Annotated in this window: 18 protein-coding genes, 1 pseudogene and 1 riboswitch; of the genes and pseudogenes, 16 read left to right on the top strand and 3 right to left on the bottom strand. The window is 71.4% G+C overall.

Features of this window, described 5'->3' with window-relative positions; genetic code table 11:
- Window positions 1-214 precede the first annotated feature (214 nt).
- Genes AC067N_RS32065 through AC067N_RS32050 form a run of 4 tightly spaced genes read left to right on the top strand, consistent with a single transcriptional unit; the run spans window position 215 to window position 2,587 of the window.
- Entirely contained in the window at window positions 215-1,024 is an 810-nt protein-coding gene (locus tag AC067N_RS32065; protein ID WP_478682411.1) for an ABC transporter ATP-binding protein, read from the top strand.
- Window positions 1,021-1,221 (top strand): hypothetical protein, encoded by a 201-nt coding sequence (locus tag AC067N_RS32060; protein WP_478682410.1) that lies wholly within the window; start codon window positions 1,021-1,023, stop codon window positions 1,219-1,221. The genes AC067N_RS32065 and AC067N_RS32060 overlap by 4 nt, the downstream gene beginning before the upstream one ends.
- On the top strand, window positions 1,218-1,781 hold the full coding sequence (locus tag AC067N_RS32055) for an ABC transporter permease (protein ID WP_478682409.1): 564 nt from the start codon (window positions 1,218-1,220) through the stop codon (window positions 1,779-1,781). Before AC067N_RS32060 ends, AC067N_RS32055 begins: the two co-directional genes overlap by 4 nt.
- Window positions 1,782-1,795: 14 nt before the next feature.
- Window positions 1,796-2,587 carry a MerR family transcriptional regulator gene (locus AC067N_RS32050; protein ID WP_478682408.1) on the top strand — a complete coding sequence of 264 codons (792 nt, stop codon included), beginning with the start codon at window positions 1,796-1,798 and terminating at the stop codon, window positions 2,585-2,587.
- 7 nt (window positions 2,588-2,594) lie between these two features.
- Here the strand turns inward: AC067N_RS32050 and AC067N_RS32045 are convergent.
- The 3 genes and pseudogenes from AC067N_RS32045 to AC067N_RS32035 all read right to left on the bottom strand — a co-directional run.
- A pseudogene (locus AC067N_RS32045) lies at window positions 2,595-2,861 on the bottom strand (FAD-dependent monooxygenase); the annotation flags it as partial.
- A 292-nt stretch (window positions 2,862-3,153) separates the two neighbouring features.
- The gene (locus AC067N_RS32040; RefSeq protein WP_478682407.1) at window positions 3,154-3,888 is read right to left on the bottom strand and encodes a hypothetical protein; all 735 of its coding nucleotides are present in this window, start codon (window positions 3,886-3,888) and stop codon (window positions 3,154-3,156) included.
- 157 nt (window positions 3,889-4,045) lie between these two features.
- Entirely contained in the window at window positions 4,046-4,429 is a 384-nt protein-coding gene (locus AC067N_RS32035; protein WP_478682406.1) for a hypothetical protein, read from the bottom strand.
- A gap of 212 nt (window positions 4,430-4,641) precedes the next feature.
- Between AC067N_RS32035 and AC067N_RS32030 the strand changes: the two genes are divergently transcribed.
- The 12 genes from AC067N_RS32030 (at window position 4,642) to AC067N_RS31975 (ending at window position 18,986) form a co-directional block, all read left to right on the top strand.
- Entirely contained in the window at window positions 4,642-6,669 is a 2,028-nt protein-coding gene (locus AC067N_RS32030) for an N-6 DNA methylase (RefSeq protein WP_478682405.1), read from the top strand.
- 216 nt (window positions 6,670-6,885) lie between these two features.
- Window positions 6,886-7,494, top strand: a complete 609-nt coding sequence (locus AC067N_RS32025; protein ID WP_478682404.1) for a hypothetical protein — start codon at window positions 6,886-6,888, stop codon at window positions 7,492-7,494.
- A gap of 38 nt (window positions 7,495-7,532) precedes the next feature.
- Window positions 7,533-9,026, top strand: a complete 1,494-nt coding sequence (locus AC067N_RS32020) for a protein kinase domain-containing protein (protein WP_478682450.1) — start codon at window positions 7,533-7,535, stop codon at window positions 9,024-9,026.
- 277 nt (window positions 9,027-9,303) lie between these two features.
- The gene (locus AC067N_RS32015) at window positions 9,304-9,972 is read left to right on the top strand and encodes a SurA N-terminal domain-containing protein (protein ID WP_478682403.1); all 669 of its coding nucleotides are present in this window, start codon (window positions 9,304-9,306) and stop codon (window positions 9,970-9,972) included.
- A gap of 208 nt (window positions 9,973-10,180) precedes the next feature.
- Window positions 10,181-11,209 carry a nucleoside triphosphate pyrophosphohydrolase gene (locus tag AC067N_RS32010; protein WP_478682402.1) on the top strand — a complete coding sequence of 343 codons (1,029 nt, stop codon included), beginning with the start codon at window positions 10,181-10,183 and terminating at the stop codon, window positions 11,207-11,209.
- Window positions 11,210-11,478: 269 nt separating this feature from the next.
- Complete coding sequence (locus AC067N_RS32005; RefSeq protein ID WP_478682401.1) at window positions 11,479-12,768, top strand: cytochrome P450 family protein; 1,290 nt, start codon at window positions 11,479-11,481, stop codon at window positions 12,766-12,768.
- A gap of 182 nt (window positions 12,769-12,950) precedes the next feature.
- A complete protein-coding gene (locus tag AC067N_RS32000; RefSeq protein ID WP_478682400.1) occupies window positions 12,951-13,970 on the top strand; it encodes a transglycosylase family protein in 1,020 nt (339 codons plus the stop codon).
- 182 nt (window positions 13,971-14,152) lie between these two features.
- Window positions 14,153-14,352, top strand: a riboswitch (cyclic di-AMP (ydaO/yuaA leader).
- 4 nt (window positions 14,353-14,356) lie between these two features.
- Entirely contained in the window at window positions 14,357-15,049 is a 693-nt protein-coding gene (locus tag AC067N_RS31995) for a transglycosylase family protein (RefSeq protein WP_478682399.1), read from the top strand.
- A 430-nt stretch (window positions 15,050-15,479) separates the two neighbouring features.
- Window positions 15,480-16,760, top strand: coding sequence for a phosphopyruvate hydratase (gene eno, locus AC067N_RS31990; protein ID WP_468101421.1), 1,281 nt, complete (start codon window positions 15,480-15,482; stop codon window positions 16,758-16,760).
- Between the two features lie 172 nt (window positions 16,761-16,932).
- Window positions 16,933-17,409 (top strand): FtsB family cell division protein, encoded by a 477-nt coding sequence (locus tag AC067N_RS31985; RefSeq protein WP_478682398.1) that lies wholly within the window; start codon window positions 16,933-16,935, stop codon window positions 17,407-17,409.
- Window positions 17,410-17,442: 33 nt separating this feature from the next.
- Entirely contained in the window at window positions 17,443-18,048 is a 606-nt protein-coding gene (locus AC067N_RS31980) for a DUF501 domain-containing protein (protein WP_478682397.1), read from the top strand.
- Complete coding sequence (locus tag AC067N_RS31975; protein WP_478682396.1) at window positions 18,045-18,986, top strand: Ppx/GppA phosphatase family protein; 942 nt, start codon at window positions 18,045-18,047, stop codon at window positions 18,984-18,986. Before AC067N_RS31980 ends, AC067N_RS31975 begins: the two co-directional genes overlap by 4 nt.
- Window positions 18,987-19,192 lie beyond the last annotated feature (206 nt).

Below are 19,192 nucleotides of genomic sequence, written 5' to 3'. Positions count from 1 at the left end.
CGTGACCGTCTTCCGGGTGCCCGCGCCGCTCGGGGCGGTGGGCCGAGGAGCAGATCCCTTGTCAGCGCGGTCGGCTTCGAGTTCGCGAGAAAAGACAGGAGTCGGACACCGCGGTCGGGGCCGGCTTGACCTTGACGCTGGGGCAACCCTCCATCCTTTCCGCAGGGCGTCCTCGCAGACGCGTGGAACAGCCCGGCAAAGGAGGCAGATGACCATGACGGCCCAGACGATCGCCGGTCCGGCGATGCGCGTGCGGGGTCTGAAGAAGTCGTACGGGAAGCTCGAAGTGCTGCGCGGTGTGGACTTCGACGTGGCGCGCGGCAGCATCTTCGCCCTGCTCGGCTCCAACGGGGCGGGCAAGACCACGACCGTGAGGATCCTCGCCACGCTCCTGAAGGCCGACGCGGGGGCGGCGAGCGTCCATGGCTACGACGTCGCCACGCGGCCGGCGGACGTGCGGCAGTCCATCAGCCTCACCGGACAGTTCGCGGCCGTCGACGAGATCCTCACCGGTCGGGAGAACCTCGCCCTCGTCGCCAGGCTGCGCCACCTCGAGGACCCGGGCGCGATAGCGGACGACCTGCTGAGGCGCTTCTCGCTGAGCCAGGCGGGCGCCCGGCGAGTGTCCACCTATTCGGGTGGTATGCGCCGCCGGCTGGACATCGCGATGAGCCTCATCGGGAAGTCGCCGGTGATCTTCCTGGACGAGCCGACGACCGGACTCGACCCCGAGGCGCGCATCGAGGTGTGGGATGCGGTCAAGGAACTCGCCGGCCACGGAACGACGGTGCTGCTCACGACGCAGTATCTGGACGAGGCCGAGCAACTGGCCGACCGGATCGCGATCCTCCACCAGGGTCGGATCATCGTGAACGGCACCCTCGCCGAGCTCAAGCGGCTCTTCCCGCCCGCCACGGTCGAGTACGTCGAGAAGCAGCCGACCCTGGAGGAGATCTTCCTCGCGGTCATCGGCGGGGACGACAAGAGCGACGCCACCAGCCCGGCAACCGGGAGGCAAGGATGACCGCGTACTTCTTCAGCGACACCGCCGCGCTCACGGGGCGGACCCTGCGCCATGTCACACGCAGCATGGACACCATCATCACGACCGTCATCACGCCGGTCGCCATGATGCTGATGTTCGTCTACGTGTTGGGCGGAGCCATTGACACCGGGTCGGATTCCTACGTGAACTACATGCTGCCGGCATCCTGCTCATGACCATCGCATCGGGCATCTCCTACACGGCGTACCGGCTGTTCATCGATGTGCAGAGCGGGATCTTCGAGCGATTCCACTCCATGCCGATCGCGCGATCCGGTGTGCTGTGGGCCCACGTCGTCACCTCTCTGGTCGCCAACCTGATCGCGCTCGTGATCGTCGTGGGCGTCGCCGTGCTCATGGGCTTCCGCTCCGGGGCAGGAGCTACGGCATGGCTCGCCGTCGCCGGCATCCTGCTCCTGTTCACCCTGGCGCTGACCTGGCTCGCCGTGATCCCCGGACTCTCCGCGTCGTCGGTCGAGGGAGCGGGCGCGTTCGGCTACCCGCTCATCTTCCTTCCGTTCGTCAGCTCGGCGTTCGTGCCCACGAAGACGATGCCCGGCCCGGTGCGCTGGTTCGCCGAGCATCAGCCGGTGACGTCGATCGTCAACACGATCCGTGCCTTGTTCACGGAGCGGCCGGTCGGCGACGACATCTGGATCGCGCTCGCGTGGTGTGTGGGCATCCTCGTCGTGGCGTACGTCTTCGCGATGACCGCCTACCGCCGGAAGATCGCCTGAGGCAGGCCGAACCCATGCTCACCATCAGCCAGCTGGCGGCGCATGCCGGGGTGACGGTACGGGCGGTACGCCACTACCACAAGATCGGGCTGCTGGCCGAGCCCGAGCGCGACCGGTCCGGGTACCGGACCTATGACGCTGCCGCGGTCGTGCGACTCATCCGGATCCACACCCTGGCCGATGCCGGAGTGCCGCTGGCCAGGGTGCAGGAACTCCTCGACGCCGGCCCGGAGGAGTTCACCGACGGCGTCCAGGAGATCGACAAGGATCTGCGCGCCCGGATCCGGCGGCTGCAGGACACCCGCAGCCGACTCGCCCGGCTCGCCACCGGAGAGCACCTGGCGCTCCCGCAGAGCGTCGTGGACTACCTCGACCGGCTGCGCGGTCTCGGCGTCGAGGAGCGGTACATCGAGATGGAGCGGGATGCCTGGATCATGATCGCCGCCCAGGTGCCGCACCAGATCGACGCCGTGATCGCCAAGAAGCACGAGGAGTTGAACGACCCCGACATGGTCAAGCTGTACAGCGTTCTCGGCGGGGCGCTCGACTGGCCGGTCGACGATCCGCGGGTGGTCGAGATCGCCGACATCCTGGAGCGCCTGATGATTCGCGCCGAGGAGGCCGGCGAGGCGGGTGCCGACGGCTTCGACGACAAGCTCGTCGACCTGCTGGACTCGACCATGGCCAACTCCTCACCGGGCGCCAAGCGACTCCTGGCGATCCTGGAGGAGCGCGGCTGGAGGGGCTGGACCCGCGTTGAGCGCGTGCCTGCCGACCGGCTCGACACTGAGTCGCCGTCATCTTGAAGGCACGTCAGGGGACCGGTGTTGCCGTTGTCCGGGGGTGCTGGTGTTGGCCGGGGGAGGCGGTCCGCCGTGCGGCGCGTGGAACGGCTTGACCCTGCGGTCGGCGCTCGGCGTCGTACTGGACGAGCGCGGCTTCGACCGTGGCCGCGGAGGTGAGTGCGGTGGCCGGTGTGACTGCGCCCTCCAGAACCTGGCAGGCGCCCTGTCCCTGGTTCGGGTTCATCGCGTGCGCCCCGTCACCGGGCAGCGTGATCCGGCTGACTGTGTACGAGGTGGTGGAGGGCCAGGTGTGAGGTGATGGTGAGCCGGTCCGCGATGAAGCGGGTGCTGAGTGCCTGCCCCGACCAGAAACTCCCCAGCGGCGGCAACCCGACCAGGGCCCCGGCCCGCTTCCACGCGGACTGAGGCCCTGAGGGATCGAAGTGCCCGGCGCCGGTGACGGCCAGGGTGGCCCGGGCGCGGCGGGGCTCGTGCGCAGTGGGGCACCGGCGGGCTCGTGCGCAGCCGGGCCCGTGCGCACCCCGGGGCTCGTGCGGCCTGCGCCTGCGCGAGCCCCGGGGTTCACGTCAGCTCCACTCCTTGTCCAGGTCGATGACCTTGCCCTTGGGGGCGTCGGCCGGGACCGGCTCGTTGTAGTCGGTGAAGCTGATGTCGCCCGGCTCCTTGGCGGACTTGCTGACGACCCGGAGGAGGTACGGCTTGCCCTTGGTGGCGACGGACAGGGTGTACCGGTCCTTGCCGTCCTTCTCGTGGAGCAGGATCGCGGGGGTGCCGTCGACCGTGGTGGTCTTGCCGCGCTCGGCGTCGGAGTCGGTGTCCTCGAAGTCGGCGAGCACGGTGTCCAGGTCGCAGAAGCTCGCCATCTCCTTGGAGTCCTCGGCGGTCGCGGACGTCTTGGTCCACTTGCCGGCCAGCATGTCCACGATCATGTCGGTCTCCTCCTTGGAGGAGCCGCCGGCCTGGGCGCGCAGGAACGCCTCGTCGTACTTCATGTAGATCGTGTCGCCGGTCTTGATCAGCTCGGTCTTGCCGTCCTTCATGCCGATCGTGCCGACGCAGTCGCCCTTCTTGTTGAGGGCCATGTCGAGGTTGATCGTGCCGCCGGCGCTCTCGTCCTGCATCTCGCCCTTCATCCGGAGCGAGTCGGCGTCGGAGGTGGCCTTCACGGCCTTGTCGGCGATCTCACCGCCGGTCAGGCCGGAGAACGGCTCGTTCGACTTCTCCTCGCCCGGCAGGCAGCCGGTGAGCGAGAAGGTGGCCGCGGCGGCGATGCAGAGAGCGGCGAGTGCGGTGCGACGCATGGGAGGTCCCCCCTGGGATGTGATGAGTGAGCGGTGCCGCCGCCGCACGCGGGCACGGGTGTGCGTGCGGCGGCGGACGTGAGTGGTGGGTGTGAGCGGTGGGTGGTGATCTCGGACCGGCGGGCGGTGACGTCCGCGCGGTGAACGGAGGTGCCGGTCAGTAGGCGCGGGTGGCGAGCTGCTCGCCCGCCGCGTCGTAGACCGTGACGTGGCCCCGCCCGTCGTGCTGCCAGGCGGCGAAGGCGGCGGCGATCAGCCGGGCGGGGCGGGTACCGCCGCCCGGTGGGCCGCCGGTGAAGTCCGTGTGGACATCGGCGGAGCCGGTCCCGCCCGCGGGTGGTGCGGGTCCGTGTACCTCGGTGACATGCGAGACCGCGGCTCTCTCGGTGGAGGTGCCGTGAGTGTTCACAAAGGCCTTGAAGCGGTCGGCGGATCCGGTGCCGTACGAGGTGCTGTCCCGGCTCCCGGCGTTCGCCGAGACCACACCGATGACGAGGAGACCGACCCCCGCATGCAGTGCGATCTGCGTCTTCATGCCCATGGCCGTGCCTCCTCTCACTGGTGTGCGGCCGCACGACGAGGTGTGACCACCCGAGGCGGGCGGCCCGTCGTTCGATGGGTTAATCACAGCAGAGCTTGTGAATCGAGTCAACACGATGCACGATAACGAGTGTGTACACGCCGTGAAGGGGTAGATCTTGCGTGCGTCGGTATGCTCAACGCCACACACCAGGTACGAGGGGAGCCGGGCGCGTGCAGGACAACGGGACAGAGGTCACCGCCGCGGAGATCGCGCGGCTCGCCGGCGTCGGCCGCGCCGCCGTCAGCAACTGGCGCCGTCGCCATGCCGACTTCCCCAGGCCGGTCGGCGGCACGGAGACCAGCCCGTCCTTCGCGCTGACCGACGTCGAGGAGTGGCTGCGCAAGCAGGGCAAGCTCGCCGAGGTCCCGCTCAAGGAGCGGGTCTGGCAGCAGATCACCGGCCACCCGGACGGTCCCGTCACGGCCCTGGTGCACGCGGGCTGCGCCCTGCTGTACCTCCACGACCGCCCCCTGGCCTGGCTGGAGTTGAGCGCCACCCCTGACGACGAGGAACTGGCCGGCAGCCTGTCCGACCAGCTCGCGCACGTCCTCACCCCCCGGTTCGGCCCGGACGGCGAGCCCGCCGTGCACCGCCCGACGGCCGCCGGGCTGCTGCCCTCGGTCCCGCTGCTGCGCGGCGCCACCGAACTCGCGGCGGACCTGGGCGCACGGCAGACCTTCGAGTTCCTGCTGGCCCGCCATCTCGACGCCAACCCCCGCCAGTACACGCTCACTCCGGGCGAGCTGGCCGAGCTGATGGCCGAACTCGCCGGACCCGCACGCTCGGTGTTCGACCCGGCCTGCGGCACCGGCGCCCTCCTGCGCGCCGTCGCCCCCCGCCCCGGCCAGGAGCTGCACGGCCAGGACAACGCCCCCGAACTGGCCGCCCTCACCGCGCTCCGGCTCGCCCTGCGCACCGAGAGCGCCATCCGCACCGCCGCCGGGGACAGCCTCCGCGCGGACGCCCACCAGCACCTCAGGGCCGAGGCGGTGCTGTGCCACCCGCCCTTCAACGAGCGCAACTGGGGCCACGACGAACTCGCCTACGACCCGCGCTGGGAGTACGGCTTCCCGGCCCGCACGGAATCCGAACTCGCCTGGGTGCAGCACGCGCTGGCCCGGCTGGAGGACGGCGGCACCGCCGTCCTGCTGATGCCGCCGGCCGTCGCCAGCCGACGCTCGGGGCGCCGTATCCGCGCCGACCTGCTGCGCCGCGGTGCCCTGCGCGCCGTGATCGCCCTGCCGGTCGGTGCCGCACCCCCGTACAACATCCCGCTGCACCTGTGGGTGCTGCGCAGGCCGGGCCGGACGCCGGCGCCGCCCGAGCTGCTGCTGGTGGACACCGGGCGGCTCGGCGCCGCAGGGCGGGGCGGGGTCGACTGGGCGGCCGTGAGCGCCGCCGTGATGGACGCGTGGAAGCCGTTCGACCGCACGGGAGAGGTCGAGGAGCGGCCCGGGCTGAGCCGTTCGATGCCGGTCATCGAACTGCTCGACGACGACGTGGACCTGGCCCCCGCCCGCCATCTGCCGCCCCCGGCCGCGGGCGGCGGCGCCGCGGAACTCACCGCCGTACGCGAACGCCTCGGCGAGACCCTGCGGCTGACCGCCGACCTCACGCCCCCGCTCGCCGGCGAGACGCGGCCCCCGCGCTGGCCGCTCACCACCGTCGGTGAACTCGCGCGCGGCGGAGCGCTGTTGCTGCGCACCGGCGGAAACGGCACCCACACGCGGGTACTCACCGACCACGACGTCCTGTCGGGCACGGCACCGTCGGGGTCCCTCTCCGACACCGGTGAGGAGCCGGTGCTGGTGGAGCGTGGCGACATCGTCGTCCCCGTCCTCGGCGGCGGCGGAATCGCCCGGGTGATCGACGCGGACACGGCCGGGGCCGCCCTCGGCCGCAACCTCACGCTCCTGCGCCCCGACCCGGCGGCCCTCGACGCGTGGTTCGTGGCCGGGTTCCTGCGCGGCACCGCCAACAGCCGCCAGGCCAGCAGCTACGCCTCCACGGCCAGCCGCCTCGACGTACGCCGCCTCCAGCTGCCCCGGCTGCCCCTGGACCAGCAGCGCCGCTACGGCGAGCGGTTCCGGGCCCTCGCCGCCTTCGAGGACGCGCTCCGCGAAGCGGGCCGGCTGGGCGCACGACTCGTGCGCGGTATGTACGACGGACTGACGGACGGCACGGTCGCCCCGGACTGAAACGGCGAACTGCCCTTACGATCAGGTGGGTCCGTCGAACGATCGTGTGGCTCCGCCGGGACGACCGACACAGGTCCACCGGACGGAACCACTCCGCACCGGGCGGCGTGACCAGGACTGCAACGGTTGTCCACAACCCTGGACCGCCTGTCGTGGTCGACCTATACGCTCGGAACGACATCGCGGTCCACTTCCACCAGGCCTTCAGGAGCAGCCATGCACGGCCACGGCTACGCGCCGCAACAGCCCCCCGGCCCCTCGCAGGGGGCTTCGGTCACGCTGCGTGTGATCTTCGTGGTGGTCACCGTCATGAGCTGCGGCCTCCTCGGCTGGGCCAGCCTGCTGCGACTGGCCTCCGTCACCCGCAAGCCGCTCGACTGGTTCCTGTTCGCCCTGGCGGTCGTGCACATCGTCGTCACGCTGTACATCCTCGGCACCGACCCGGGCGAGGAGGAGTTCACCACCTGGCGCGGCGACGTCGGCATGTCACTGCTGCTCGGCGGGCTCGTGGCCACCGTCGCGTACTACCTGTACGCGGACATACGCCACTTCAACCCCCGCACGGCCCCGCCGTCGGCGTACGCCCGGACCACGGCCTACTCCCAGCAGACGGGCTACAGCTACCCGCCGGTCCAGGTCCCGCAGCCCTACACCCCGGCCCCGCAGCCGCCCGTCCAGTCGCAGCCGACGCCGATCCCGCAACCCCCCGTCCAGCCGCGGCACGCGCCGGATCCGCAGCGCCCCGGCCCGGCCCGCATAGACCAGGTGCGCGCCGAGCTCGACGAGCTCAGCGACTATCTCCGCAGAAACGAAGGAGACCGGTGACCCAGGGGACCGGACGCCTGATCACCGGCCGCTACGAGCTGTCCACGCTCATCGGGCAGGGCGGCATGGGCCAGGTGTGGACGGCGTACGACCAGCGCCTCGACCGGCGGGTGGCGGTCAAGCTGCTCCGCCCGGACAAGGTCGCCGGCCAGGAGGCCGACGAGCTGCGCCGCCGCTTCGTGCGCGAGTGCCGGGTCACGGCCCAGGTCGACCACCCCGGCCTGGTCACCGTCCACGACGCGGGCAGCGAGGGCGAGGAGCTGTTCCTCGTCATGCAGTACGTCGACGGGGCGGACCTCTCCGACCACCTCGCCGAGCACGACCCCTACCCGTGGCAGTGGACGGTCGCGGTCGCCGCCCAGCTGTGCGCGGTGCTCTCCGCCGTGCACGCGGTGCCGATCATCCACCGCGACCTCAAGCCGCGGAACGTGATGGTCAAGCAGGACGGCACGGTCACCGTCCTCGACCTCGGCGTCGCCTCCGTGATGGACACCGACACCACCCGCCTCACCCACACCGGCTCGCCCATCGGCAGCCCCGCCTACATGGCCCCCGAGCAGGCCATGGGCGGCGCGGTCGGACCGTACACCGACCTGTACGCCCTCGGCGTGCTGATGCACGAACTGCTCAGCGGGAACGTGCCGTTCACGGGCTCGACGGCCCTCGGCGTCCTCCACCGCCATCTGTACGAGCCGCCCGTCCCCGTCCGCCGTCTCCGCCCCGAGGTCCCCGAGGCCCTGGAGACGCTGGTGCTGCGGCTGCTCTCCAAGGACCCGCAGCACCGCCCGTCCTCCGCGCAGGAGACGTACGAGCAGCTTCTGCCGCTGCTCCCGGCACGCGGGATGCCCACGGGCTCCCCGCTCGACCCCACCCGCCCCTTCCTGCGCCCGCACGCCCCCTGGCCGGACCGCGCCCGCATCCCGGCGCCGCAGCCCTCCGCCGCGCCCGCGGAGACCCCTCCGGTCGACAAGCCCGATGTGGCGGGCGCCGTCGACGAGGTCAAGCGGCTCCTCGGCGAGGGCCGCATCACCCAGGCCGTCGACATCCTCGGCGCGATCCTCCCGGCCGCCGCCGCCCAGCACGGCGAGCACTCACCCGTGGTCCGCACCCTGCGCAAGCAGTACGCGGCCACCCTCATGGACGACGGCCAGTACCGTCGCGCCCTGCCCGAGCTGCGCCGTCTCGCCGACGAGCGCGCCGCCGAGGCGGGTCAGGCCGACCCGCAGGCCCTGCGCTTCCGCTACGACTCCGCCCAGTGCCTCGAACAGCTCGGCGAACCCGCCGCGGCCCTCGCCGAGTACCGCTCCCTGCTGCCGTACTTCGAGAACCAGTACGTGGGCGGCGACCCCGAGCTGGCCCTCGACGTCCGCCGCCGCATAGGCCACCTGCTCCTCGCCCTCGGCGACCGGGGCGCCGCCCACGAGACCCTGGGCCGCCTCCTGCTGGACGTGGAGCGGCTGCGGGGCCCCGGCCATCCGCTGGCGGGCGAGGTCCGGCGGACCCTGCAGTGGCTGGGCCAGGTGCGCGGCTGAGGCCCACCGCCGGGCCCGTGTCCTGCGCCGCCCGGCCGGAGTTCGCCGCACGGGGGGAGACTGCTTCCCGAACGCCCCCGTGCAGCGTCGACACAACCGGACGGCGAGCGCCGTCCGACGCGGGGCCGCGGGCCGCTGTGGGGGGTTCGGCGGTGAGGCGGTGCCCGAAGTCGCTGTGAATCGTTGGTCGAATGGCTGGCCGAGAGCTGGGCCACTGCCTACCATCGATCACCGCAAGACCTTGTGCACCGTCGCACAATCTCCTCGGGAGGCCAACTTGCACCGCCGCCGTCGCACCGCGCTCGTCCTCTCCGCCGCGATCGCCGCCGCGGCTCCGCTTCTGACCGCCTGCGGGAGTGACGCGCATCCCGGCGCGGCGGCCGTCGTGGGCGGCGAGCGGATCACGGTCGCGCAACTGGAGAACCGGGTGAACGACGTGCGCACCGCCCAGCGCGCCGCCTCCGGGGACGACGCCCAGTACCAGCGCCTCGTCGCCCAGACCGGCACTCTCACCCGCAACACGCTGAACGGCATGGTCCTGGAGAAGGTCCTCGACCAGGCGCTCGAAGACGCCGGTGTGACCGTCACCCGCAAGGAAGTCCAGAAGTACCGTTCCGACCTGGAGCGCGAGGCGGGCGGCTCCCGGGCGCTGGAGACGGCCTGGCTCCAGCAGTACAATGTCGCCCCCGAGCACCTGGAGGAGAGCCTCCGCAGCGACGTCGAGGTCCAGAAGCTCGCCGCCGCGCTCGGTGCGGACATGAACAGCCCCGAGGGCGGCACCGTCTTCTGGAAGGCCATGGCCGACGCGTCGGACGAACTCGGTGTCGACCTCAACCCCCGCTACGGCTCATGGGGCGTCGCCCAGGACGGCCGGCTCGGCATGGCGGACACCAAGACGCCATGGGTGCGGGAGGTCACAAAGCCGGCCACGCAGCAGCCGACCTGATCGGACCGGCGCCCCCGCGCCTGCCGCCAGCCGCTCGACGCCAGTCGCACGACGGCCGCCGTGCCGTCAGCCGTCAGCCGACGGCTCACGGTCACCCGGCGACCGGCGACCGGCGACCGGCGACCGGCGACCGGCGACCCCCACGCACGCTTGCCGGAGCCTGTGGACAACTTCGGGGGGTGTCGGTGACGTGGGTTACGTTCATGGGGTGAACGCACACCGCCCCGACGACGCCCCCGGCACCGCGGCCCCCGCCTCCGGCCCCGGCAGGGTCGTCCTGCTCACCACCAGCCACCGCGTCGCACCCGGCCTGCTCTCCTGGCCCGCCTGGCAGACCCTGCACGACGCCGACCGCGTCCTGTGCGCGGACGAGGCCCACCCGCAGCTGCCCTATCTGCGCGAGGCCGGCATCACGGTCGAGCAGTCCGCCCCCACGGCCGAGGACCTGGTCGACGCCTGCGCCGGCGACCGCACCGTGGTCGTCGTCGCCACGGCCGAGGGCGAGCCCCGCCTCACCGACGGCCTGGCCCGCCTCGCCGGCTCCGGCCGCCCGCGGATGCCGGCACTGGAGCTCCTCCCCGCCTCCTACGACCTCCCCGGCGCCCGTCTCCTCGACCTGATCCAGGTCATGGACCGTATCCGCGCCGAATGCCCCTGGTCCTCCCGGCAGACCCACAAGGGCCTCGCCAAGTACGGCATCGAGGAGGCCTATGAACTGGTCGAGGCGATCGAGGAGGGCGACCGGGACGAACTCCGCGAGGAGCTGGGCGACGTCCTCCTCCAGGTCGTGTTCCACTCCCGTATCGCCGAGGAGGACCCCGAGGCGCCCTTCTCCATCGACGACGTCGCCGCCGCCATCGTCACCAAGCTCATCCACCGCCACCCCCATGTCTTCGGCGACGCGACCGCCGCCACCCCGGAGGAGGTCAAGCAGCACTGGCTCCGCACCAAGGCCGTCGAGAAGCAGCGCGAGTCGGTCACCGACGGCATACCCCTCGGCCAGCCCGGCCTGGCCCTCGCCTCGAAGCTGGCGTCCCGGGTCCGCACGGCGGGGCTGGACGTCCCGCCCCCGGCGGGCGACGGCGGCATCGGGTACGAACTGCTGGCGATGGCCGTCCGGGCCGAGGCCGCCGGGGTCGACCCGGAAGCGGCACTCCGGGCGGCGGCCCGCACGTACCGTGACGCCGTGCGGGCCGCCGAGGGACTGGACGCTCAGTCCCGCCGTCCTCACGCCTGAGCGCGACGTGTCCTGACGCCCCGATCGTGAGACGTGTCCTGACGCCCCGATCGTGTCGCGTCCCCACGCCTGATCGTGACGCGTGGGGGCTCGGACCGGGGCGGCAGCCGGCCGGCGACACTGAGCCCCCGGAGGCGGGAGCACAAGGCCGCCGAACCGGAGCCCCCGGAGGCGCGTGCACAAGGCCGCCGAACCGGACCACGGCTTCGTGACGCGCGCCCGGGGCCGCCGCCCGTACCGCCCGGCGACCAGCCCGCTACCTTCGACGAGTGACCAACCAGCCCCATCCTCCGCACCCACAACAGACCCCGGCACCCGCCCTCTTCACCTGGGAGTTCGCCACCGACCCCTACCCCGCCTACGCCTGGCTCCGCGAGCACGCCCCCGTGCACCGGACGAAGCTGCCCAGCGGTGTGGAGGCCTGGCTGGTCACCCGTTACGCCGACGCCAAGCAGGCCCTCGCGGACCAGCGCCTGTCCAAGAACCCGGCGCACCACGACGAGCCCGAGCACGCCAAGGGCAAGACCGGCATCCCCGGTGAGCGCAAGGCCGAGTTGATGACGCATCTGCTGAACATCGACCCGCCGGACCACACCCGGCTGCGCCGCCTCGTCTCCAAGGCATTCACGCCCCGCAGGGTCGCCGAGTTCGCCCCCAGGGTGCAGGAGTTGACGGACGACCTCATCGACCGGTTCGCGCAGAAGGGCGAGGCGGACCTCATCCACGAGTTCGCCTTCCCGCTCCCCATCTACGCGATCTGCGACCTGCTCGGCGTCCCCCGCGAGGACCAGGACGACTTCCGTGACTGGGCGGGGATGATGATCCGGCACGGTGGCGGGCCACGCGGCGGCGTCGCCAGGTCGGTGAAGAAGATGCGCGGCTATCTCGCGGACCTCATCCACCGCAAGCGCGAGGCGCTGCCCGCCGAACCCACCCCCGGCGAGGACCTCATCTCCGGTCTCATCCGCGCCTCGGACCACGGTGAGCACCTCACCGAGAACGAGGCCGCCGCGATGGCCTTCATCCTTCTGTTCGCCGGGTTCGAGACCACCGTCAACCTCATCGGCAACGGCACCTACGCACTCCTCACCCACCCCGGGCAGCGCGCCCGCCTCCAGACCTCCCTCGCCGCGGGCGAAACCGCCCTGCTGGAGACCGGAGTCGAGGAACTCCTCCGCTACGACGGCCCCGTGGAACTCGCCACCTGGCGGTTCGCCACACAGCCGCTGACCATCGGCGGGCAGGACATCGCCCCCGGCGACCCCGTGCTGGTCGTGCTCGCGGCGGCCGACCGCGACCCGGCCCGCTTCGCCGACCCGGACACCCTCGACCTCTCCCGCCGTGACAACCAGCACCTCGGCTACGGCCACGGCATCCACTACTGCCTGGGCGCACCCCTGGCCCGCCTGGAGGGGCAGACCGCGCTCGCGACACTCCTCACCCGCCTGCCCGACCTGCGGCTCGCCGCCGATCCGGCCGACCTGCGCTGGCGCGGCGGGCTCATCATGCGTGGATTGCGCACGCTTCCGGTCGAATTCACACCGCGTCAGGGCGATTGAACGGCGCGTACAGTACCCGGAAGAGCGGAAGAACATGACAGACCCTCAAGTTCGTGATCTTCACGTGATCTACGCTGCATTAACTTGTGACAACTGATCGTCTGCGGCTACGTTCACACGTCAGTGCGAGGGATCGTCACATCCTTCGCACAGCTCTCTGCTGTCGTGTGAAAGGCAACCGCATGCTCTCCGGGAACGGTCGTCACCGTCGCCCCCGTCAGGCTCCGGCACTCCTCGTGGCGGCCGGAGTGACCGGCTCCGCCATCGCCATCCCGCTCCTCGGCGCCACCGGCGCGAGCGCGGCCAGCGGAACCACCTGGGATCAGGTGGCGGAGTGCGAGAGCGGCGGCTCCTGGAGCGCGGACACCGGGAACGGGCGCTCCGGCGGCCTCCAGATCTCCCAGGCCAACTGGGAGCGTTACGGCGGACTCGACTACGCGACCAGCCCCGACCGGGCCAGCCGTTCGCAGCAAATCGAGGTCGCCGAGAGAATCCTCGCCGAGCAGGGTGTCGGCGTCTGGTCCACCTGCGGGCTCCTCCACAACCTCGACGGCGACTCGGCCCCGGCCGACGTGGACACCGGTGTCGCGGAGGATTCATCCGGCATGGGTGATTCGTCCGGTTCATCCGACTCATCCGGCAACTCCACCAAGTCGGATGACTCGTCCGACTCCTCCGTGTCGCCAGACACATCCGGTTCACCGGAATCGTCCTCCGGTGCATCCGAGGGTTCCGCCAAGGCCGACACCGGCGCGGGGGACTCCTCCGACTCCGCGGGCTCCGACCGCACCGGCGGCTCGCAGGAGTCCGGCAGCTCGTCCGCGGGTGACGCCGAGAACGGCGACTCGGACAACTCCGCACGGAGCGACACCCCTTCCGCCAGCGGCGATGCCGACGCCGGCACCGGTCGCCACCGCGGCGCGAGCGCCGAGGAGGGTGTCGGCGCCGACGCTGCCGAATCCCCTCGCGACACCTCCGCCGGCCGTCACGCCTCCCGTGGTGGTGACGCCTCCCGTGAGGCCGTCGACGGCTCGTACACCGTCCGCCCCGGCGACAGCCTGACGGCCATCGCCGACTCCCTTGAGGTGAGTGGCGGATGGCGGGAGCTGTACGCAGAGAACGAGGACACGGTCGGAACCGACCCGGACCTCATCCTTCCCGGTCAGACCCTGGAAGTCGATGCCGAAACGGGTGAAAAGTAGCGGCAGTTCGGGTCATGGTTCGCCCCTTAATGCCCGTTTTGATCTCGGTGGGAGATGAATCACAGACCCCCTGATCGTCTTTGAAATTCGGCGAATCACGTGTTTACGGTCGTGACCGCTCGCCACAGCGGGCCCTTGCGGTCGTCACGCCGAATCCTGCCGACGCCCGCTCGGAACAGTCGTCGCGTCAAGCGCCGTAGGCAGGAGCGGGGGACCCAAGGTTTGCGCCGGGTCCGGCGGTTGAGGCCCTTCGGGGTCACGCCGCCGGTACCGGCTCGGGGTGAAGCCGCATCACGTGAGCCGAGAGGCGAGCGGGTGCGGCCGGGCAACTCAACCGGCCCGAACCCGACAGCTCACCTCGTAGGCGTCGGTGAGGGGATCACTCCATGCTGTTTTCCGGCAAGGGCAAGCACCGCCGTCCGTCCAAGACCGCCCGCGCCATCGCCGTCGCCGGTGTCACCGGCGCCGCCGCGATCGCCGCCCCGCTCATGGCGGCCGGCAGCGCCTCCGCCGCCACCGCGTCCGAGTGGGACGCCGTCGCCCAGTGCGAGTCCGGCGGCAACTGGTCCATCAACACCGGCAACGGCTACTACGGCGGTCTGCAGTTCTCGGCCTCCACCTGGGCCGGCTACGGCGGCACGCAGTACGCCTCCACCGCCGACCAGGCCACCAAGGCCCAGCAGATCGCCATCGCCGAGAAGGTCCTCGCGGGCCAGGGCAAGGGTGCCTGGCCGGTCTGCGGCAAGGGCCTGTCCAGCGCGTCGTACGACGGCGCCGCGGCCTCCTCCTCGAACGACTCCGGCTCGGGCTCGAGTTCGGGCTCGTCCTCCTCCTCGCAGGAGAGCACCCAGGAGACCCGCGCCTCGCGTTCCTCCGAGCGCGCCACCGTCCAGACCCCGACCGGCAAGAAGGTCAAGAAGGGCGACGGCGAGTACAAGGTCGTCAGCGGTGACACCCTCAGCAGCATCGCCGCCGAGAAGAACGTCAAGGGTGGCTGGGAGAAGCTCTTCGAGCTGAACAAGGACATCATCGACGACGCCGACTTCATCTACCCCGGCCAGCAGCTCCACCTCGGCTGACGGCCGGTCCGACGGTCGCCGCGGCCGGGCCGGAGGGCCCGCCGCGGCCGGGCCGGGACACCGGTTCGGCCGGGCCGAAAAAAAGGCCGCTCCCCGGCTGAACCGTGGCTCGCTCACGATCGTGTCCTCCATAGTGAAGACCTCGTGAGGGCCGTCCCCCGTCCCCACGGGCCCCCCGCTCCGGTGCGCATTCCCCCGTACGCACCGGGGCGGGGTTTTTCTGTGCCCCGGGCCGCTCCGCTCCCGTCTGCCGGACCCTTCTGTTCACTTTCCCGCCCACCCCCCTTTGTTCCGAGCCGAAACAATGGGTACGGTCTGTCTGTCCACGGGACGGTCGGTCGGCTGCCGACGGCCCCGGGGCGGTTAGGCTCTAGTCGCATGGCCCTCGCGGCCCCGCACCAATGCGTCACATCCCAAGAAGGAGATGCTCGTGCCGTCCATCGACGTCGTCGTAGCCCGGGAAATCCTGGACTCCCGAGGCAACCCCACGGTCGAGGTCGAGGTCGGCCTCGACGACGGCAGCACCGGTCGTGCCGCCGTCCCGTCCGGCGCCTCCACGGGCGCCTTCGAGGCCATCGAGCTCCGTGACGGTGACCCCAACCGCTACCTCGGCAAGGGTGTCGAGAAGGCCGTCCTCGCCGTGATCGAGCAGATCGGCCCGGAGCTGGTCGGCTACGACGCCACCGAGCAGCGCCTGATCGACCAGGCCATGTTCGACCTGGACGCCACCGACAACAAGGGCTCCCTCGGCGCCAACGCCATCCTCGGCGTCTCCCTCGCCGTCGCCCACGCCGCCTCCGAGGCCAGCGACCTCCCGCTCTTCCGCTACCTGGGCGGCCCGAACGCGCACCTGCTGCCCGTTCCGATGATGAACATCCTGAACGGCGGCTCGCACGCCGACACCAACGTGGACATCCAGGAGTTCATGATCGCGCCCATTGGCGCGGAGTCCTTCTCCGAGGCCCTGCGCTGGGGCGCCGAGGTCTACCACACCCTCAAGAAGGTGCTGAAGCGCAAGGGCCTGAACACCGGCCTCGGCGACGAGGGCGGCTTCGCCCCGAACCTGGACTCCAACCGCGCCGCCCTCGACCTCATCCTCGAGGCCGTCAACGAGGCCGGCTACACCCCCGGCGAGCAGATCGCCCTGGCGCTCGACGTCGCCGCCTCCGAGTTCTACAAGGACGGCGTGTACGTCTTCGAGGGCAAGGAGCGCTCCGCCGCCGAGATGACGGACTACTACGCCGAGCTCGTCGACGCGTACCCGCTCGTCTCCATCGAGGACCCGCTGTTCGAGGACGACTGGGACGGCTGGAAGACCATCACCGAGCGCCTCGGCGACAAGGTGCAGCTCGTCGGCGACGACCTGTTCGTCACCAACCCCGAGCGCCTCGCCCGCGGCATCGAGGAGGGCGCGGCCAACGCGCTGCTCGTCAAGGTCAACCAGATCGGCTCGCTCACCGAGACCCTGGACGCCGTCGAGCTGGCCCAGCGCAACGGCTTCAAGTGCATGATGTCCCACCGCTCCGGCGAGACCGAGGACGTCACCATCGCCGACCTCGCCGTCGCCGTGAACTGCGGCCAGATCAAGACCGGCGCCCCGGCCCGCTCGGACCGCGTCGCCAAGTACAACCAGCTGCTGCGCATCGAGGAGATCCTCGACGACGCCGCGGTGTACGCCGGCCGCAGCGCCTTCCCGCGTTTCAAGGGCTGACCGCCCGGCTGACCGCCTCCCGGCGTCCGCTCCGCGGACCACGGGCACAGCAGGGGCCGACCCCGGCAAGGCGGCAGCAGCAGGCGTCGCACGTACGTCCCCGTACCCGGTCCCGTACCGTGTGCGGGGACGTACGCACGTGGGGCCGCCCGTAGGAGAGGGGAAGTGGGACATGCCCGTGAAGGACCGGGACCGTTTCTCCACCGCGACCCGGCTGAAGCTGCTCGGCGAACAGACGGCCGCCCGGGTCTACCGCTCCCAGACCCGGCGCCAGGCCCGCCGCTCCCGGCTCACCGGCCGGGCCGCGCTGCTCGCCCTCGTCCTCTGCTCGATGATCGTGGCCCTCGCCTACCCCATAAGGCAGTACGTCTCCCAGCGCGCCGAGATCGCCGACATGCGGCGGCAGCGCGAGGAGGCGCGCGAGCGTGTCGAGGAGCTGCGCGACCTCAAGGCGCGCTGGCAGGACGACGCGTACGCCGAGCAGCAGATCCGGGAGCGGCTGCACTACGTCATGCCGGGCGAGACCGGCTACATCATGATCGACCCGGAAGCGGCGAAGCAGTCCCGTACGACGCAGGGGGCGGCCCGCCTCCCGTGGTACACCAACGTCTGGGACGGGGTCGACAAGGCCGACGCCGCCGACCAGTAACCGACCAGAGCTCCAGAGGACTTACGTACAGGTATGGACACGCCCCCGCCCTCCACCCCGCGCACCGAGCCCACCGACGCGGACGTCGAGGCCTTCAAGCAGCAGCTCGGACGCCCGCCGCGCGGACTGCGCGCGATCGCGCACCGCTGCCCCTGCGGGCAGCCGGACGTCGTCGAGACGGCGCCGCGCCTGCCGGACGGGACGCCGTTCCCGACGACGTACTACCTGACGTGTCCGCGGGCCGCCTCGGCGATCGGCACGCTGGAGGCGAACGGCGTGATGAAGGAGATGACGGAGCGGCTGGCCCGGGACGAGGAACTTGCCGCCGCGTACCGTGCCGCGCACGAGGACTACATCCGGCGGCGCGACGAGATCGAGGAGCTGAAAGGCTTCCCGAGCGCCGGCGGCATGCCGGACCGGGTGAAGTGCCTGCACGTCCTCGTCGCGCACTCGCTGGCCGCCGGGCCCGGTGTGAACCCGCTGGGCGACGAGGCGATCGCGATGCTGCCGGAGTGGTGGGCGAAGGGACCGTGTGTGGCTCCGGCGACGCCGCCGAAGGGTGAGGGCCCGGAGGTGGACGCGAGCGAGTCCGGCTACTTCGCGTCCAAGCCCGTCGACCCGGAGGAGGGCGAGCAGTGACCCGTGTCGCCGCCATCGACTGCGGTACCAACTCCATCCGTCTGCTCGTCGCCGACGCCGACCCGGAGACGGGCGAACTCGTCGACCTGGAGCGCCGGATGACGATCGTGCGGCTCGGCCAGGGCGTCGACCGCACGGGCCGGCTGGCGCCCGAGGCGCTGCAGCGGACGTTCGCCGCGTGCCGGGAGTACGCGGCGGTCATCAAGGAACTCGGCGCCGAGCGGCTGCGGTTCGTCGCGACGTCCGCCTCGCGGGACGCGGAGAACCGGGACGAGTTCGTCCGGGGGGTCATGGACATCCTCGGTGTCGAGCCCGAGGTGATCTCCGGGGACCAGGAGGCCGAGTTCTCCTTCACCGGCGCCACCAGGGAGCTGTCGGGCCGGGACGACCTGGCCAAGCCGTTCCTGGTGGTGGACATCGGCGGCGGTTCCACGGAGTTCGTCGTCGGGGACGACCATGTGCGCGCCGCGCGCTCCGTGGACATCGGCTGCGTACGGATGACGGAGCGGCACCTCGTCCGGGACGGCGCCGTCATCGATCCCCCCGGCCCCGAGGAGATCGCGGCCGTGCGCGCCGACATCGAGGCCGCGCTCGACCTCGCGGAGCGGACGGTGCCGCTGCGGGAGGCGCACACCCTCGTGGGGCTCGCCGGGTCGGTCACCACGCTGTCCGCGATCGCCCAGGACCTCCCCGAGTACGACTCGACGGCCATCCACCACTCCCGCATCCCCTACGACCGCGTCCGGGAGATCACCGAGGGGCTGCTGCGCTCCACCCACGCCGAGCGGGCCGCGATCCCCTCGATGCACCCCGGCCGGGTGGACGTGATCGCCGCGGGCGCCCTCGTACTGCTGTCGATCATGGAGCGGATCGGGGCCGCGGAGGTCGTGGTGAGCGAACACGACATCCTGGACGGGATCGCCTGGTCCGTCGCGTAGCCCCGCGGCACGATCCGGGCGCCCTCCCCGCGGGCGCACGGCACATGTGGGCAAGTGTTTACTACTGGCCGGTAGCCTCGGTTGAGCTGTTCGGATAACGTATGAGCGTCTTCGAGGGGTGCTCGGGCGCCCCTCGACGACGCGCCGCCCGGAAACTTCGTGAAGTTCTTCACAAGAGAATCAGCCCTGTTGGGCGACGTTTTGAG

Source organism: Streptomyces sp. NPDC042364 (genome assembly GCF_056437585.1).
This window is presented reverse-complemented; position numbering and strand designations above follow the sequence as displayed.